General features: G+C 67.2%; 4 protein-coding genes. All 4 read right to left on the bottom strand.

The genetic code is table 11. From position 1 onward, the window contains the following. Positions 1 to 392: 392 nt before the first annotated feature. Positions 393 to 776: a barstar family protein gene (locus HWX62_RS06620; RefSeq protein WP_175931869.1), complete on the bottom strand. Its 384-nt coding sequence runs from the start codon at positions 774 to 776 to the stop codon at positions 393 to 395. Positions 777 to 789: 13 nt separating this feature from the next. Then, complete coding sequence (locus HWX62_RS06615; RefSeq protein WP_175931870.1) at positions 790 to 1,311, bottom strand: DUF6862 domain-containing protein; 522 nt, start codon at positions 1,309 to 1,311, stop codon at positions 790 to 792. A 63-nt stretch (positions 1,312 to 1,374) separates the two neighbouring features. Beyond that, the gene (locus tag HWX62_RS06610) at positions 1,375 to 1,641 is read right to left on the bottom strand and encodes a hypothetical protein (protein WP_175931871.1); all 267 of its coding nucleotides are present in this window, start codon (positions 1,639 to 1,641) and stop codon (positions 1,375 to 1,377) included. A gap of 37 nt (positions 1,642 to 1,678) precedes the next feature. After that, positions 1,679 to 16,903 (bottom strand): filamentous hemagglutinin N-terminal domain-containing protein, encoded by a 15,225-nt coding sequence (locus HWX62_RS06605; protein WP_244135984.1) that lies wholly within the window; start codon positions 16,901 to 16,903, stop codon positions 1,679 to 1,681.

The following is a 16,903-nucleotide window of genomic DNA, read 5'->3' as shown; positions in this document are numbered from 1 at the left end:
GGACCAATCTGCCACTGCTTTTGTACCGGGTCATAGCGGAACTCGTGAATGTATGAATCTGGCCGATATTCGTGCGCAGTCCGCTCCGCGCGTCCCTATGGCCCTTTCGTCCAGTCCAATATCGCGCATGCCAGCCCGGAAAAATTGCGCTCCGACGATAGACCGTCATGCCATCGCTGGCACCCTGCCCACTCAACACCGTGTACGGTACACCGTCGGCCTCCGCAAGCGGACCGGCTACGGCCCACCCTGGCGCCACTCTTTGTGGCAGCGCAATTGGCATACCGTCATTGATTCCACGGTATATATCCAGATTGCTCGCTACGATCACCGGACGAGTTGCCTCCGTGTTTCGGGCGCCAACGTTCCTGTTCTAGTGCAGTAGCAAGCTATCACTCTCGCAGCATGCGTTCTACCGCCTCCTTGTCGGATTCGGCAAATACAACCTCGAAGCGATGAGCTTCATCTGGACGCCAATCGAGAACTGAATCGCGCAACAAACGCAAATAGATCTTCAGCTCTGATTGCTGCAACAGCGGGAGATCGGGATGGACTAACACGATGTCGTGCTCGTCCAGCCAACTGAAGTCACGCAAGCAGTCAAACAACGCATCCCAGTTAAAGCCGAAATAAGCCGGGAATACAAGCGAGGACGCTAACGCCTCAAGCAAGTCATTCTTCGTTCCAATGGTCGCAGGGAGCATAGCAACAAATGCGTCTTTCGGGCTGTAATAGCTCGGCTGCGCTTCGTAACGAAACGGGTTGACGATTGTCATCGCGGTTACCTTTTCACGGGAATGAATGTCTCGTAGTGGTCGGGCCGTTAGCATACGAGAAAGGCACGCTTTCCGGCCCCGTCGCAAACTGCAGCGGATTCGCATACGTGTAATTCAGCCCTCCCCCCAGGGGGTTCGTGAAGATCAGATTCCCACCCGCTTTGGCCGCCTGAATCTGCGCTTGGCATGCCGCGTTAGCTCCTCCCGCACACGCCTGCGCCAGATTCTGATCATTCTGGGCCGACAAGGCAGCGAGCTGGTTCTGCTGATTACAGGCCGGCCCTGAGCCCCCTTGCTGCTGACATGAGGCCGCCGCCTGTTCATACTGCTCCTGCTGCGACAGCGTCATTGAGCTTGGCCGCACATGACTCAGCCAGTTGTTCTGCGTTTCGTTCTGCGCCGCCGACACCGCGCCTTGAACGTTGAACCCCAATGCGCCTGCAACCGAAGCGCTCACTAGCGTTTCGATCACATTCAGCACTGGCGCTGGAATCCTGCCCGTCGCATCGATGATCGGGTTCAGGCCGGCAGACAACGCGCGTCCGAGCGCCCCACCCGCACAACCCGTGCCGCTAGCTGCGCTCGCAGCACATAAATTTCACAGTATCTGCTCCACCTTCCCGTATCCAACCAACCTGTCGAGCTCAAGCACCTCGAAGGAATCACCCACCTTCACCGTGTCCTTAAAGTACTCCCAACTTGGGAAGCTGATCCGTGTCTCCAGCGTTTCTCCGGGATAGTGCAAACGATCATCTTCATACGTGTGCACTCCGCTAGCTAAATAGTCGATCGTTTTGAACTTGTGGTGAGGGGCATACCCGGAACGCACCCCCTTTACCTTCGGAGCTTCAACGTCGTCTGCCATGCGAACCGTCGCGACTATGTGATACAAGACCGTCTCCCTAATACGCGTGACCAACATTCTTCACAATGGAATTGAACAGGTTCAATCCTGACTGTCCGTTGACCGTGAGAACGCCGTTTTTGAAGATGAACGGATCTATTGCATTTGAGACATTGAAGTTCCCAAGAAGCCTTGTGGGGACCTGTGCGCTCACGATAGCGGCGTAGTCAGGCTGGAAGTTCGCATAATTCAGCACCTCGTTCAAGTTGAACCCAAACTGCTTCATCTCACTACCTGCCGGACCAAAAGAGAATTGTCCGGAATTCATGATCGAAGAATATTCCTCCGGACTCACGGCACGATAGAGCGTCGTCGTTGCACTGTTTGTGGCCCCGTCCGTGCTCGCCGTGTAATCGCTGCCCCGACCTGCAGAGGCTCGAGCCCCCCCGCCCGGCGCCTTCGGCAGGCTATATCCCGCCGCACCGGCCAGGATACCCTCCACTGCGACGCCCATTTGTGCGGCCGAATAAGCGCGCTCATTCGATCCGCCCAAGGCATACACCATACCCGCGAATGCCCCCGCCAGTGGACTGCCCAGCATGGTGTTCAGCGTCGCAGCGCCGACCGACGAACCCGAGCTCGTTGGAATATTCGTAATCTGGGGCCCGTTAGCATACGAGAAAGGCACGCTTTCCGGCCCCGTCGCAAACTGCAGCGGATTCGCATACGTGTAATTCAGCCCTCCCCCCAGGGGGTTCGTGAAGATCAGATTCCCACCCGCTTTGGCCGCCTGAATCTGCGCTTGGCATGCCGCGTTAGCTCCTCCCGCACACGCCTGCGCCAGATTCTGATCATTCTGGGCCGACAAGGCAGCGAGCTGGTTCTGCTGATTACAGGCCGGCCCTGAGCCCCCTTGCTGCTGACATGAGGCCGCCGCCTGTTCATACTGCTCCTGCTGCGACAGCGTCATTGAGCTTGGCCGCACATGACTCAGCCAGTTGTTCTGCGTTTCGTTCTGCGCCGCCGACACCGCGCCTTGAACGTTGAACCCCAATGCGCCTGCAACCGAAGCGCTCACTAGCGTTTCGATCACATTCAGCACTGGCGCTGGAATCCTGCCCGTCGCATCGATAATCGGATTCAGACCGGCGGACAACGCGCCTCCGAGCGCCCCCGCCGCACAGCCGGTCCCGCCCGCGGCACCACCCGCGCAACCCAGCGCCGCGTGCGCGACCACATAACCCACCTTGAAACCGTCGCCGGCCCCAAAGAAGCCTGTGTCGTTCAGTTCCCCGATCGCGCCGGCACCCACGGCGGCCAGATCGCTGACGACGCTGCCTTTCAGGACCTCCCCGAAGCTGCCGCCGTATACCGCCGTGTTGACCGTAGCCGATATGAGGCCGCGTCCAACCATCTCAACCGCCGCTTGAGTGACCTGATCAAGCGTGGCGGTACCGGCGACGATGCCATCCCCCAAGGACGACAGCGAAGCCGCGTTAAGCCCGAGCCCCAGCGTCAATCCCTGCGTCAGATCAGCAACCGCTCCGGCCTTGAGAACCTCCCCGAGGCTGAACCCCTGATCGCTGAACGCCTGATTCAACGCGGACGACACCATGGCGCCCACGACAGGCATCCCCATCGCGGACAGCGCCACCGCCGCCGCCATCGAGAAAAGCTGATCCGGGCCAAATCCGCCCTGCTTCACAAACTCCGAATGCAGATGGTCGCTCAGCGTCTGCTGCGCGAAGTCCCCGCCGAGCTGCCGTTGCAGCGATGCAAGCATCGCCTGCGTCGAAGCTGCATCAACCGTCCCATCCGCGTTGAGCTTCTGCAGCGCCCCACCGATCTGATTGAGCGCCTGAACATTCAACTCCATGTTCGCCGCGCTCATGAACCCACCAGGCTGCACCACCGTCCCGGTCGTCTTCAGATACCCGCCATCGACCTTCTGCCAGATCTCGCCGACGTTGACCTGATTCGCCTGGTTCGTCAGCGTGTGCGTGTCGACGCTCAGCGTCCCCGACGCGGTGATGCTCCCCGTATTGAGAATGCTGCCGTTACCGTCCTGATTGAACTTCAGCGTGACGTCATGTCCGGAGATGTTGCCGCCCGCTGACAGCGCCTGCGTGTCCTGCGGCAGATACACCTGCGGCATCAGTGCAGTGATCGTCGGGCACGATGCCGTACCGGTCGCATGACACGTCGGGTCCGGCACCGTCTGCTCGACGTACCACAGCATCGGCTTGTCCAGCGTATTGATCTGCTCCTGCGTCAGCGCGGCGCCCAGTTGCAGGTCGTGCGCCTTCGAGTAGTCGATCGCGTTCTGGTACAGGTACATCTTTTCCTGCGCCGTCACAGACATGTTGTTCTTGCTGTCGTACGTCAGCCCGTCGACAAAGCTCGCCTTGCCGGTCTGCTGGAGCGCCGCCTGCTGCAACAGCAGGTCCTCTTCCTGCGGATTGAAATAGAACAGCGTCGACGACGGCTGCAAATTCGTCGGCAGGTTGTTCAGCAGATCCTGCGCACCCAGCAGCCCAAGCCCCGAACCGCTCAACGATCCGTCGACGTAGGACGCCTTGCCGGCTACCGGCGTCGGCAGCGTACCCATCCCGACCGCGCGCGGAATCGACAGATTGAGCCCCGGCAACGTTACCGGGCTCAGCGTGATCACGCGTTCCGGCGAGCCGACTTGCGGCGTGTAGGTGTTCGGTGTCTTGATGCCGTTGATCAGCTTTTGCCCGCTCAACGACACCGACGTGCCGATCACGTTGCCGACGTTCTGGATCTGCCCGCCGGACGAGATCGACAGGTTCGGCGCCTGGATCGTCGCCGCGATGTTGCCGACCGGCGTCGGCGGATCGATGGCGCCGCCAGTGCTCGTGTATGCGCTCCCATACAGCGCCTGGCACTGCTCCGGCGTGCCGCATGCCCAGATGTCGTGACGCTTGTCACTGCTGAACATGCCCGTTTCCTGCACCCAATGCGAGTGCCAGTAGGCGTTCAGCACCTGCGCTTCGTTGACCACCGGGCCTGCAACCGTGATCGTCGCGTTGTTGCCCGCGGCGATCAGGCTGCCGATGTTCGTCAGGCTGCCGGCATTGACCTGCAGGTTGTTGCCCGCGCTGATCACCGACGAGCTGCCCGACTGCTGGTCGACATAACCCTCGCAGTAGCTTTCCTTGTAGCCGCCTGCGGTCATGCAGCCGGAGTACTGCTCCTTCTTGCCGTAGTTTTCATGCACGGGAACCGGCGGCGGCAGGTTGTTGGTGATCGCCCCCGAGACGTTCAGCGTGATGTTGTTGCCCGCGACGATGTTGCCGGACGTGTTGTTCAGGCTTTGTGCGGGCGTGGTCGAGCTTGCGGTCGTGCCGACACCGCCGATGACGATGTCATGGCCCGCAAGCAGGTTGCCGTACGTGTTGTTGATCTGGCCGGCGGCGATGACGAGGTCATGACCGGCATAGATCGTCGCGTCGTTCTGCTGATAGCCGAACGTTGTAGTGGTCGGGTTGTTGCCGCGCGGTTGGCCTGCGTTGCCGCAGGCAGCGTTCGGCACGCCGGATGCGCAGCCGACCTGGCTCGCGTAGTTCTGTTGGTTGCCGCCCTGGTTAGTCAGCGTGCCCGACGTAATGCCGACGTTGTTGCCGGCATACAGCAGACCCTGGTTGATCAGATTGCCGCCGCCGATCGTCAGATTGCTGCCGGCCGCGATCATGCCCGTCGGCGTCGTGAAGGTCACCGTGCCGTTAGCCGTAGGCGCGGCTGCGCCCCTGTTGATCTGAAACGTGGTCGGCAGGTAAGGCGAACCCACCTGGCAATAGTTACCCCCATCGCAATTGAACGCGCCGGTCGGATTGCCGGTGCCCTTGACCCCGATCGTTCCGAGCGCCGCAAGCTGCGCCAGAAAGTTCGCGTACTGGGCCTGATCGACATAAGTCGAGTTGTTGACCGTCATGGTCGGCGCAACTGCGCCGTTGCTCAGCGACTGGACGTTGAGTGCGATGTCGCCTTGCGCCGCGACCTGCCCGCCCTTATTGGACAAGGTACCGGCAGTCAGCGAGATCGAGCCGCCGGCGGAAATCACGCCCGACGTTCCGGCTTGCTGGGTCGTCGTCGTTTGATAGACCGTCGGCAATGTGAACGTCGCCGATTTGAGTGCACCGGCCCCGGGCCCGGTTCCAACGAACCAGTAGTTTGAAGACTGAGAAACACCGTGGTCGTTGGTGCCGGTCTGTACGTTGTATTGATAGAACGTCACCGTGCCGGACGTCGCGACCGGATCGGAAGCCGACATCAAACCGGTGTTCGTGGTCGAGCCCGTCGGCGCCAGCAGGCCACCGAGCGTCGCAGGCAGCGATTTGTACGCAGCCTGAACATAGCCGTGGTCTCCATTTTTGACATCTTCGTAGCCAACGATCACCAAGCCCACCGACCCTGACATCAGGAGTGCCGGGTCGCTGACCTGGGTGGTCGTCGTGACGGCCCCCTGCGGAGCAGTCTGATCGTTGATCACCTGCGCCGCGGAGATGCCAATGTTCCGGCCGGCGAATATCGAGCCACCCGTATTGAGCAGCGAACCGCCGAGATTGAAATTCGCGTCGCCGCGCGACTGCGTCGTCGCCCCCTGGTTGTCATAATCCCAGCCGCTGACGTTGAGCACGCTCCCCGCCTCGACCGTCCCGCGGTTCGTCGTATTGCCGTTCAGCGTCAACGCATTGTCGGCATGCATCACCGCACCGCCCGCGTTGTTCAGCGTGCCGTTGAACGTCACGTCGCGGCCGCTGACCTGCCCGTGGTTCTCGAACGTCCCGCCGCCGGACGACAGCGTCAGCGCCGCGGTCCCGGTCATCGTGCCGTTGTTCGTGATGCCGTTCAGGCCGGTCAGCGCCACGCTCTGCCCGCCGTAATTCCAGATGCCGCCGATGTTCACGTAGCCGGCGGTGACCGACAGGTTTCCGCCCTGGCTGATCGTCCCCTGCAGCGGGTCGAACGTCATGTTGACGACGTTGATGCCCATGTTCCGTTGCGCGAGCACCTGTCCGCCCGCGTTGTAGAACGTACCTTCGCCGCCATTGATCGTCAGCGACACATCACCGGTCGCCCCCGTCCCAACGCTCGGATTCCCCGCAAAGATGATCCCGTTCTGGTTGTTCAGCGAACCCGCGTTGATGCCGAGCGCATCCACCGCCATCAGCGACCCGCCGACGTTCGTCAGCCCGCCGCCCACGGTCACGTTGGTCGTCGTGCCGTTCACCAGCCCCGCGTTCGTGAAGTTCGACGCGTTGATCGTCGTCGCGCCGATCGACGCAAGCGACGCCCCCGCCGCGTTCGTGAGATTCGGCGCGGACACGTTGAGCGACCCGGCCAGCACATGCGCCGCGTTATACATCGCGTTCTGCGACGTCAGCGTCGCATTGCCGACCACGTTCACCGCATGGCCGCCGGCCAGCGTGAGCTGGTTCGACGCCTGCGCGGTCAGTGCCCTGCCCACCGTCGCGTCGCCGAGCGTGACGTTCGCGCCGTTCACCTGCAGGTTCTGCGACGCGACGATCGTCGCGTTGCCGGCATCCACCGTCCCCTGCGCGGAGACGGTCACGTTCTTCGAACCGGCCACCGACCCGTTGAGCGTCACGTTGCCGCCCGACAACCCCAGTTGACCGGCCACGACGCTTGACCCGCCGAGCGTGAGGTTCTGCCCGGCATGCAGCGTCGCATCGCCGTTCGACGACACGCCCGCGAGCGTCACGTTGCCGTTGACGCCATTAACATTCACCGTCCCCATCGACGACAGCGCGCCCGTCACCTGCACGTTGTTCGCCGCCTGGATCTGCACGTTCGCGCCGGACTGCAGCACGCCGCTGACGGCGACGCTGCCCGCCTGCGACGTCGCGGACACACCGCCGACCGCGGTCGTCGCACCGAGCGACAGGTCGCCGGCCGACGTCGCCGTGAATGTCCCCGCGCTCTGGATCGCGCCGAGCGCGACGCCCCCGCCGGACGTCACGCCGATATCCTTGCCGAACGTCAGCGCGCTGCCGCCCGTGATCGCGCCGCCCGCGTCGAGGCGCGCGCCGCCGAGGCCGAACAGTGCGCCGCCGAGCGTCATCGCGCCGCCGGACGTCAACGTGGTGTCGCCGTTGGTCAGCCCGCCCGTCAGCAGCGCCAGCGTACCGCCGGCACGCGCACCGAAATTGCCGACAGATGCGAAGTCGCCACCCACGACGAGATTGCCGTTCGTCGCGCTCAACGCCGTATCGCCGTTCGAACGCATTGCGCCGCCGATACCGAGGTTCCGTCCCGCGCCGGCCGTCAGGCTTGCACCGCTGCCGACACTGCCGGCGATCAACACGTCGCGCGCGGCGGCGATCGTCGTCGTGGCGCCGGACGTCAGGCCGCCGTTCACGATCACGTCGCCGGCGCCGTTGTGCCCCTGCGCGCGCAAGTCGATCGCCCCGCCCGTCTGCGCGCTGCCGATCGCGAGGTCGTTACCGGCCGTCATCGCCAGATCGCCGTCGGTCGCGACGTCACCTTTCACGGTGATGCTGTTCGCCGCGACGACCGTGGCCTGCTTGCCGAACGCGATCGACGCCGCGTCGATCGAACCGCCCGCAGTCAGCTTGCCTGCCTGCTGCGCGGCGATGCTGCCGGCCAGCGTCATGTCGCCGCCGGACACGAGCGTCGCATTGCCGCCCGACACGGTTTGCCCAGACAGCGCGATCGCCTGCCCGGCGGTCACGTTCAGATCGCCGCGCGCCGTCACATTGGCCGCAGCGGCACTTCCGTTCGACGCGGCGACGCTCAGGTCGCCCGCCGTGTTCACGTCGCCAAGCGCGACGTTGCGTGCGGCGGTGATGCCCGTTGCCGCCCCCGCGTTGATCGCGTGACTCACGCTGACGTCGCGCGCGGCCTGCAACGCGAACGCGCCCAGCGCGGTGCCCGCGCCGCCGAGCGTCACGTCACCGCCGCCCGCGAGACCGTTCGCGACGACGGACAGATCGCCCGACACCGCCTGCACGCTGCCGAGGCCGGCATCGTTGCCGCCCGTCACCGACACGCTCGCGCCCTGCAACGCGCCCGACAACGCGACGTCGTGCGACGCGACGAGCGTCGCACCCTGCCCGAACGCCACCGATCCGGCGCCGGCGATATCCCGTGCGGCCGTCAGCGTGCCGCCAGCCTGCCCGGCCACGCTGCCGCCGATGCCGATATCGCGGCCGGCCTGGACTGTCGTCATGCCGGCCGCGGCAATCGTGCCGTCCAAGCGCGCATCGACGCCGGCGCGGACATCGAGCGCGCCGCCCGACGTCGTCGTGCCGTTCAATTGCACGCTGCCGCCCGACGCGGCCACCTTCATGTCGCCGGCGGACGTCGACGTGCCGCTCACGACGACGTCGTTGCCCGCGCTCAGCGTTTGGGCCGCGCCGTTCGACAGCGTGCCCGTCACCCGCACGTCATGCGCCGCGGTCACGGTCGCGGCGCTGGCCGCCTGCGCGATGCCGTGCACCACGGCATCGCCACTGCCCGCGTTGCCGAGCGCCTTCAGGTCGAACGTGGTCGCCGAGACGACGTCGTTGACGGACGCGTCGTTGCCGCCCTGCAACTGCACGCTCCGGGCCTGAACGAGGCCGCCCGACACCGCGTTGCGCTGCGCGGCGGCATCGAACGCACCTTGCAGGAACGACTGCGTTCCGGCGCCGACGATATCGCGCGCCGCGCGCAGCGTGCCGTTCGCGTCGCCGATCAGCAACCCGCTGCCCGTGTTCAGATCGCGCGCGGCGGTGAGCGTCATGTCGCCGACCGCGCTCGTCGTGGCGCCGAGCGCCAGATCGCGCCCGGTCGTCACGTCCAGCGTCGCGCCGCTGTTGATCCCGCCGGTCGCGGCAAGATCGCCGAGATGCGCGGCAATCGTCATCGCGCCGCCCGACTGCACTGCGCCCCCGATCACGGCGCTGTGCCCCGCGTCGATGCCGACCATGGCCGCGCCCTGCAACTTGCCGGGCACCGACACGTCCTGCGCCGCGACCGCATCGATGCGCGCGCCGGCGGCGGCCGTGCCGTTGATCGTCAGGTTGCCGGGCCCCGTGTCCGTGCGCGTGCCGTTCGCGCGCAACGACAACGTATCGTCCGCCTGCACGTTGGTCACGCTTGCATTGCCTGCCGCCGTGATCGCAACCGTATGCCCCTGCACGAGCCCGCCCTGCACGACATCGCGGCCCGCATCGAGCATCGCGGCCTGTGCGAATGCGATCGTGCCGGCGCCGGTCAGATCCCGGCCGGCAGCAAGCATGCCGGCCCCATGGCCCTCGAGTTTGCCGGTCACGTCGATATCGTTGACCGCGCCGACATGCGTGTCGCCGATGGCCAGCACCGCGCCCGCGATGCCCGCGTTCCCGCCGGCCGTCGCATCGAACGCGCCGCCGCTCGCGAGCGAGCCGCCGAGCGCGATGTCGCGGCCGGCGGTCAGGGCGGTGTTCAGCGCCGAAGCCGTCTTGCCGCCGAGCGCGATATCCGTGCCCGCCTTCACCGCGAGCGCGCCGTTCGTCGCGATCGATCCGGTCGATGCGACATACCCGCCGCGCGCGTCGAACGTCGCATTGCCGATGGCCTGCAATACGCCGCTGTGATCGATGTCGCCGCCCGCGCGCAGCAACACGTCCGCGTTGCCGGTCACCGCGCCGGTCGTGCTCAGGTTGCCGGCCGCTGCGAGCGTCATCGCCGCGCCCGCATTCACGTCGTGCAGCGTCGCATTACCGCCCGCGTTCACGTCGACCCTGTCGCCGCGCAGCGAACCCGTGAGCAGCGTGTCGCCGCCCGACTGCAGCGTCGCCGCGCCGCCGAACGCCAGCGCCCCCGCCCCGCCGATCGCGCCGCCGGCCGTCAGCGTGCCGCGCCCCTGCGCGATCACCGTGCCGTCGGCGTGCAGATCGCGGCCGGCGTTGACCGCGAGATCGCCGAGCGCCGTCGTGCGTCCCTGGCCGAGATCGATCGTGCCGGCCGCGTCGGCCGACAGGTTGCCGCCCGATTGCAGCGTACCGGTGCTCGTCAGTGCGCCCGCGGCATTGCGCAGCGTCATGTCGCCCGACGACACCAGCGCGCCGCCGACCGTCGTGTTGCCGCCGCCGATGACGTCGAGCGGCCCTGCCGCCTGCAGCGTGCCGTTGACCGTGATGTCGCCGTCCGAGCGCAGCGCGCCCGATGCCGCCGCGTTGACGACGCCGCGCAGCGTCGTCGGGCCGCCGCTCGTCATGTCGAGCGTGCGGCCCGCGTTGACGGTGCCGTCGACGACGAGGCCGCGCGCCGCGCTCAAGGTCGCATCGGTGGCCGTGTCGAGCGTGCCGCCGACCGACAGCGTGCCATTGCTCGATGCCGCCAGCGGGCCGCCCGCGTGCAGCGTGCCGTTCACGTTCAGGTCCGCGGCCGAATGCAAGGTCGCATCGCTAAGCGCGTTGAGGGCTCCGTTGATCGCCAGGTTGCCGCCGCTCGCGACATTCAGCGATCCGGCCGTCTGTAACGCGCCGTTGAGCGTCAGGCCGCCGGCGGCGTTCAGCGTGCCGCCCGCGAGCGAGTTGACGGTGCCGTCGATCGTCAGCGCGCCACCCTGGGCGTTGACGGTCAGCGCCGCGTTCGATTGCACGTCCTTCAGCGCGATCGCGCGTGCGGCGCTCAGCGACACCGCCTGCCCCTGCAGCGCGCCCGTGACCGCGAGGTCGTTACCGGCCTTGGCCGCAACGTCGTTCGTGAAGACGGTGCTGCCGCCGATCGCGACATCGTTGCCCGCGTTCAGCACCGCGCCGCCCTTGCCGGCGACCGATCCGCCGAGCGTCAGGTCATGCCCGGCCTTCAGCGCCGCGTCGCCGCCGATACTCGTCCTGCCGGTCAGCGAAACGTCCGTGGCCGCCGTCAGCGCGGCAGCGCGTTCTGCCGCAAGCGTGCCCTGCGACGTGATGCTGCCGGCGCCGGCGGCAAGCGTCATGTCGCCGGCCGCCTGAACCTGACCGGCGTTGCCGATCGTCACGTCGCGCGCAGCGTTGACGCCGAGCGTCGCGCCGCCCGCGAGCATGCCCGTCACCTGGAGATCGCGCCCGGCCTGCACGGACGTCGGCGCATGCGTCGCGCTCGTGCCGTCGCCGCCGCCGGCGAGCGTGCCGCGCACGACCACGTCGCGCCCCGCGTTCACGGTGGTCTCGCCGAGCGCCGCAGCCATACCGTTGAACGCCGCATCGCCGTCCCGGGCCGTGACGGAAAACGCCCCGCCCGCTTGCACGTCGGCCACGCCGATGTTGTAGCCCGCGGTGATCCGCAGGTCGTTCGCCAGCACGTTCAAGGCCTGCGTCGCGGAGACGTCGCGGGTCGCGTTCAGCGACATGCCGCGCGCCGCGCCGACCGCGCCGTTCAGCAGGATGTCGGTACCCGCCTGCATGCCGATCGCGCCGTTGCCGGCGATCGGCCCGCTGGTCGAGATGCTGCCATTCGTCGCGGTCAGCGCGATATCGCCGACCGCCTGCATCACGCCGTCGACCCCCAGGTTCCCGCCGGCCTGCAGCGTCGCCGTCGAGCCGGCCACCACGGTGCCGGTCGTCGCAAGATCCTGCGCGGCCGACAGCGACATCGTCGCGGCAGCCGTCACGTCGTGCAGCGACGCCGAACCGCCTGCCTGCATCTGCACCGTGTCGCCGCGCAGCGAGCCCGTCAGGCGTGTATCGCCGCCCGATTGAAGCGTCGCCGCCTGCCCGAAGGCGATCGCGGCCGCACCGCCGATCGCGCCACCGGCGGTCAGCACGCCGTTTTGCTGGCCGATCACCGTGCCGTTCGCGATGAGGTCACCGCCCGCTCGCACCGTGAGGTCGCGTTGTGCCGTGGTTTGCCGCGTGCCGAGATCGACCGCGTGCGCGGCGTCGATCAGCAGATCGCGGCCTGCCTGGATCGTGCCGGTGCTCGTCAGCGAACCCGCGGCGTTCTTGATGGTCACGTCACCCGTCGACAGCACCGTACCGCCGATCGACGTGTTCGCGCCGCTCGTCAGCGTCAACGGGCCCGCGCTCTGCAGCAGCCCGTTCACCGTCGCTGCACCGCTCGACGTGACGGTCGCATCGGACAGCGCGCTGACGGTGCCGCCGATCCCGAGATTGCCGCCACTCGTCAGATCGAGGCGGCCCGCGCTTTGCAGCGTGCCGGTCACGGTCGTGTCGCTGCCCGATTTGAGCTGCGCGGTCGACAACGACGTAACCGTGCCGTCGACGGTCAGCGTCCCGCTTTGCGCATTGGCCTGCAATGCGCCCGACGACTGCACGTCATGCAGCATCATCGACTGGCCGCTGCCCAGTGTGACGTTCATTCCGGCGAGCGCCCCCGTCATCGACAGGTTGCGCCCGGCCTGCGCCTGCACATCCTTCAGGAATCCTGTACTCCCTCCCAGCGCGATATCGCGCCCCGCGTCGATGCGTGCGCCGCCACGACCTGCCAGCGTCCCTCCCACCGTCACGTCGCGGCCTGCCGTCACGGCGGTGTCGCCGGTGAATCCGGTCGTCCCCGTCAGCGCAACGTCCTGGGCCGCATTCGCGGTCAGCGAGCCTGCGCCGTTCAATATGCCGGCCGACGCGATACTGCCGGTCGTCGCGGTGATCGCGAGATCGCCGATGGCACGGACGGCACCGCTGCCGTTGACGCCGACGTCGCGCTGCGCCGACAGCGTCACCTGCGTGGCGCCGGCGAGCGAACCGTTCACGACGATGTCGCGCGCCGCCTGCACGTTCGTCACGCCTGCGACGGTCGCGTTGCCGTTGAGCGTCACGTCGCCGCCGCCCGCCGTGCCTTGCGATTTCACGTCGAGCGCGGTGCCGACTTGCACATCGCCGATTGCTGCGTTGTTGCCCGCATGCACTTGCAGGTTCTGGTCGGCCCGCATTGCGCCCGTGGTTGCGACATCGCGACCGGCTGTCAGCACGAGCGTCTGCGACGATTGAACCGCGCCGCCGACGTCAAGATCGCGCCCGGCCTGCAGGGTCGTCGTTGCGTTGCCGATCAGGTTGCCCGTCGTCGCGAGATCCTGCGTCGCGGCGAGCGACATCGACGACGCGGCCTGCACGTCGTGCAGCGACGCCGATCCGCCCGCCTGCGTCTGCACCGTATCGCCGCGCAGCGAACCCGTCAGGCGCGTATCGCCGCCCGACTGCAGCGTCGCCGCCTGACCGAACGCGATCGCGGCCGCGCCGCCGAGCGTGCCGCCGGCGTTCAGCGCGCCGTTCCGTTGACCCGTCACCGTGCCGTTCGCGGTGAGGTCGCCGCCTGCGCGCACCGTCAGGTCGCGTTGCGCGATCGTCTGTTGCCTGCCGAGATCGACTGCGTGCGCGGCGTCGATCAGCAGATCGCGTCCTGCCTGGATGGTGCCGGTGCTCGTCATGGAACCCGCGGCGTTCTTGACGGTCACGTCACCCGTCGACAGCACCGTGCCGCCGATCGACGTGTTCGCGCCGCTCGTCAGCGTCAGCGGGCCCGCGCTCTGCAGCAGCCCGTTCACCGTCACGCCGCCGCTCGATACGAGGATCGCGTCCGACAGCACGTTCACCGTGCCGCCGACCGATACGTCAGCGCCGCTGGCGATATCGAGCGTGCCGGTCGTCTGCAACGTGCCGTCCACGCTGAACCGGTTTCCCGCGCGGAACGTCCCGGTCGACACGGTATTGACCAGCCCCGCGATCGCGACGCCGCCGCCGCCGGCGACATCGAGGCGACCCGTGCTTTGCAGCGTGCCGGTCACCGCCGTGTCGCCGCCTGATTTGAGCTGCGTGGTCGACAGCGACGTCACGGTGCCGTCGATCGTCAACGCGCCGTTTTGCGCGTTCGCCTGCAAGGCCGCGGACGATTGCACGTCGTGCAACGTCATCGACTGGCCGCTGCCCAGCGTCACGTTCGTCGCGGCAAGTGAGCCCGTCATCGACAGGTTGCGGCCCGCCTGCGCCTGCACGTCCTTCACGAAACCCGTGCTGCCGCCGAGCGCGATGTCGCGCCCTGCATCGATCCGCGCGCCGCCGCGCCCGGACAACGTGCCGCCCACCGTCACGTCGCGCCCCGCGCTCAGCGTCGTGTCCGCCATCGCGCCCGTGGTGCCGAGCAGTGCGACGTCCTGCGCGCCCTGCACCGACAGGTTCGATGCGCTCGTCAACGTGCCGTTCGACGTCACGCTGCCGGTGCGCGCCGTCAACGCCAGGTCACCCGCCGACTGCACCGTGCCGCGCGCGCCGACCGTCACGTCGCGCTGCGCATCGAGCGTCAGCGTCGAGCCGCCCGTCAACGTGCCGTTCACCGTGATGTCGCGGGCCGATGCCACCCGCGCCGCGCCCGTCACCTGCGTCTCGCCGTCGAAAGCGAGATCGCCGCCGCCGGCTGTGCCCTGCGCGCTCACGTCGATCGCGCCGCCCGCATGGATGTCGCCGACGCTCGCGCTGTTCCCCGCACGCACGCTCAGGTCGCCGTTCGCCTGCAGCGCGCCGGCGGCAGCGACGTCGTGTCCGGCGTTGACGGACAAGCGTTGGCCGCTCGCGACGCGATCGGTCGACGCGATGTCGCCGCCTTGCGCGGTGAGCGTCAGGTTGCCCGTGGCGCTCACGGGCCCCGCAATGCCGATGTTGCGCTGTGCCGTGACGTCGATCGTCTGACTGTCGAGCCGGTTGTTGATCCGGACGTCGCGCGATGCGCGTAACGACGTGCCGCCTGTCGAGAGCACCGCGCCATTCAGCGTGACGTCTCCGCCGGCGCCGCCCTGTGCGGCGACGGACAGCGTGCCGCCGGTCTGCACGTCGCCCAGCGTGACGTTTGCGCCGCCGCCCGCGATCGCGATGTCGCTGTTCGCCTGCGCGTTCGCGACGTTCACGTTGCCGCCCGCCGATACCGCCAGCTTGCCGCCCGACTGGATCGCGCCGGCCGACGTCACGTCGCCGTTCGCGTTGATCGTGTAGCCGCCCACGCCGATATGCGTGCCCGTCATCGACACGTTGCCCGTGCCCTGCACCGTCGCCTGATGCTGGGCCGCCGTGCCCGCCATCGATACGTCGCCGTTCGCCGACAGCGTCAGGTCGCCCGCGTTCGCGGCCAGTTGCGCATCGGTGCGCACGCCCATCCCCGCCGCCGTGCTGATCACCTGGATCTGCCCCGCGGTTATCGCGCCGAACGCCGTCGCGTCGATCGCGAGCGATCGATTCGCGCCGCCGTTCGCCGCGTTGATCGCCGCGGCCGAGTTGGTCGCGCCGTTCGAGGCCGTGCCGTAGGTCGTGCCGGTTGCATCCGCCGCCGACGGCGTGACGAACTGCCGCCCCGCGATCGCGTTGATGCGTGTGCCCGCATACAGCGGCGCGTTGATCCCGATCGTCTCGCCGATCAGGTCGATCGTGCCCACCGTGCCCTCGATCCCCGCGCCGGGGCCGTTCGCACCCGCGTTGCCCTCGATCTGCAGATGGCCGCCGGTCACGTTGTAGCCGATCGCCTTCGCGTTCGCGTAATCGGCCGGGGCACCGCCGATCCCGTTCAGGAACTGCGGCGCGCCCGTCGACAGCGTGACGCCGATCGTGTTCGTAAAGCCCGCGCCGCGCGTCGTGATGCCGTTCGGGTTCGCGATGATCACCGTCGCCGGTGCGCCGAACACTTCGAGCGGACCGTTCAGCAAGCTCGCGTAGCCGCTGCCCGTCGACGTGACCTGGTTGACGATCACGCTCGCGGCCCGGCCGTTCAGGTTCGGGTTCGCCTGCACGTCGCCGCCCGTCAGCGACGTGCCCGACATCAGGCTGTTGTTCAGGATCAGCCCGACCGGGTCGATATCGAAGCGTTGATACTGGTTCAGCGAAATGCCGGCTGCGTTCGGCGCGGTGATGTTGACGACCGGCACGCCGCCGCCGGCGCCGGTCGATTGCGTGATCGCGGGCTGGAACGAGATGGGGGCCGTCGGGTCGGTAATTGGCGCGGCAGCGGCAATCTGCATCGAGAAGCGCACGCGCAGCGATGCCAGGTCGAGAACCCGCTGCCAGGTGTCGTCGTCCATCCGGCGGTTGCCCGCGCCCAGCATGCCGGCCGCGTCGCGGCTTTGCTCGACCGTCACGGTGATCGGGCCAATGAACATCGTCGTCGCAATGAGCGCGCACATCACGCGCTGCCACCCGCTGTACTCGCGCAGTGCATACGCGTTGACGCGGAACAAACGCGATATCGTCGTTTCCGCACGCGCACGCGTGCCGACACGCGCCGCTGCCGCGGCAGCCAGTTGCTGCAAGACCTTACGCTTGGACGTGTTCAT

It is taken from the genome of Burkholderia sp. BCC0506, from assembly GCF_902833145.1.
GTDB lineage: Bacteria > Pseudomonadota > Gammaproteobacteria > Burkholderiales > Burkholderiaceae > Burkholderia.
This window is presented reverse-complemented; position numbering and strand designations above follow the sequence as displayed.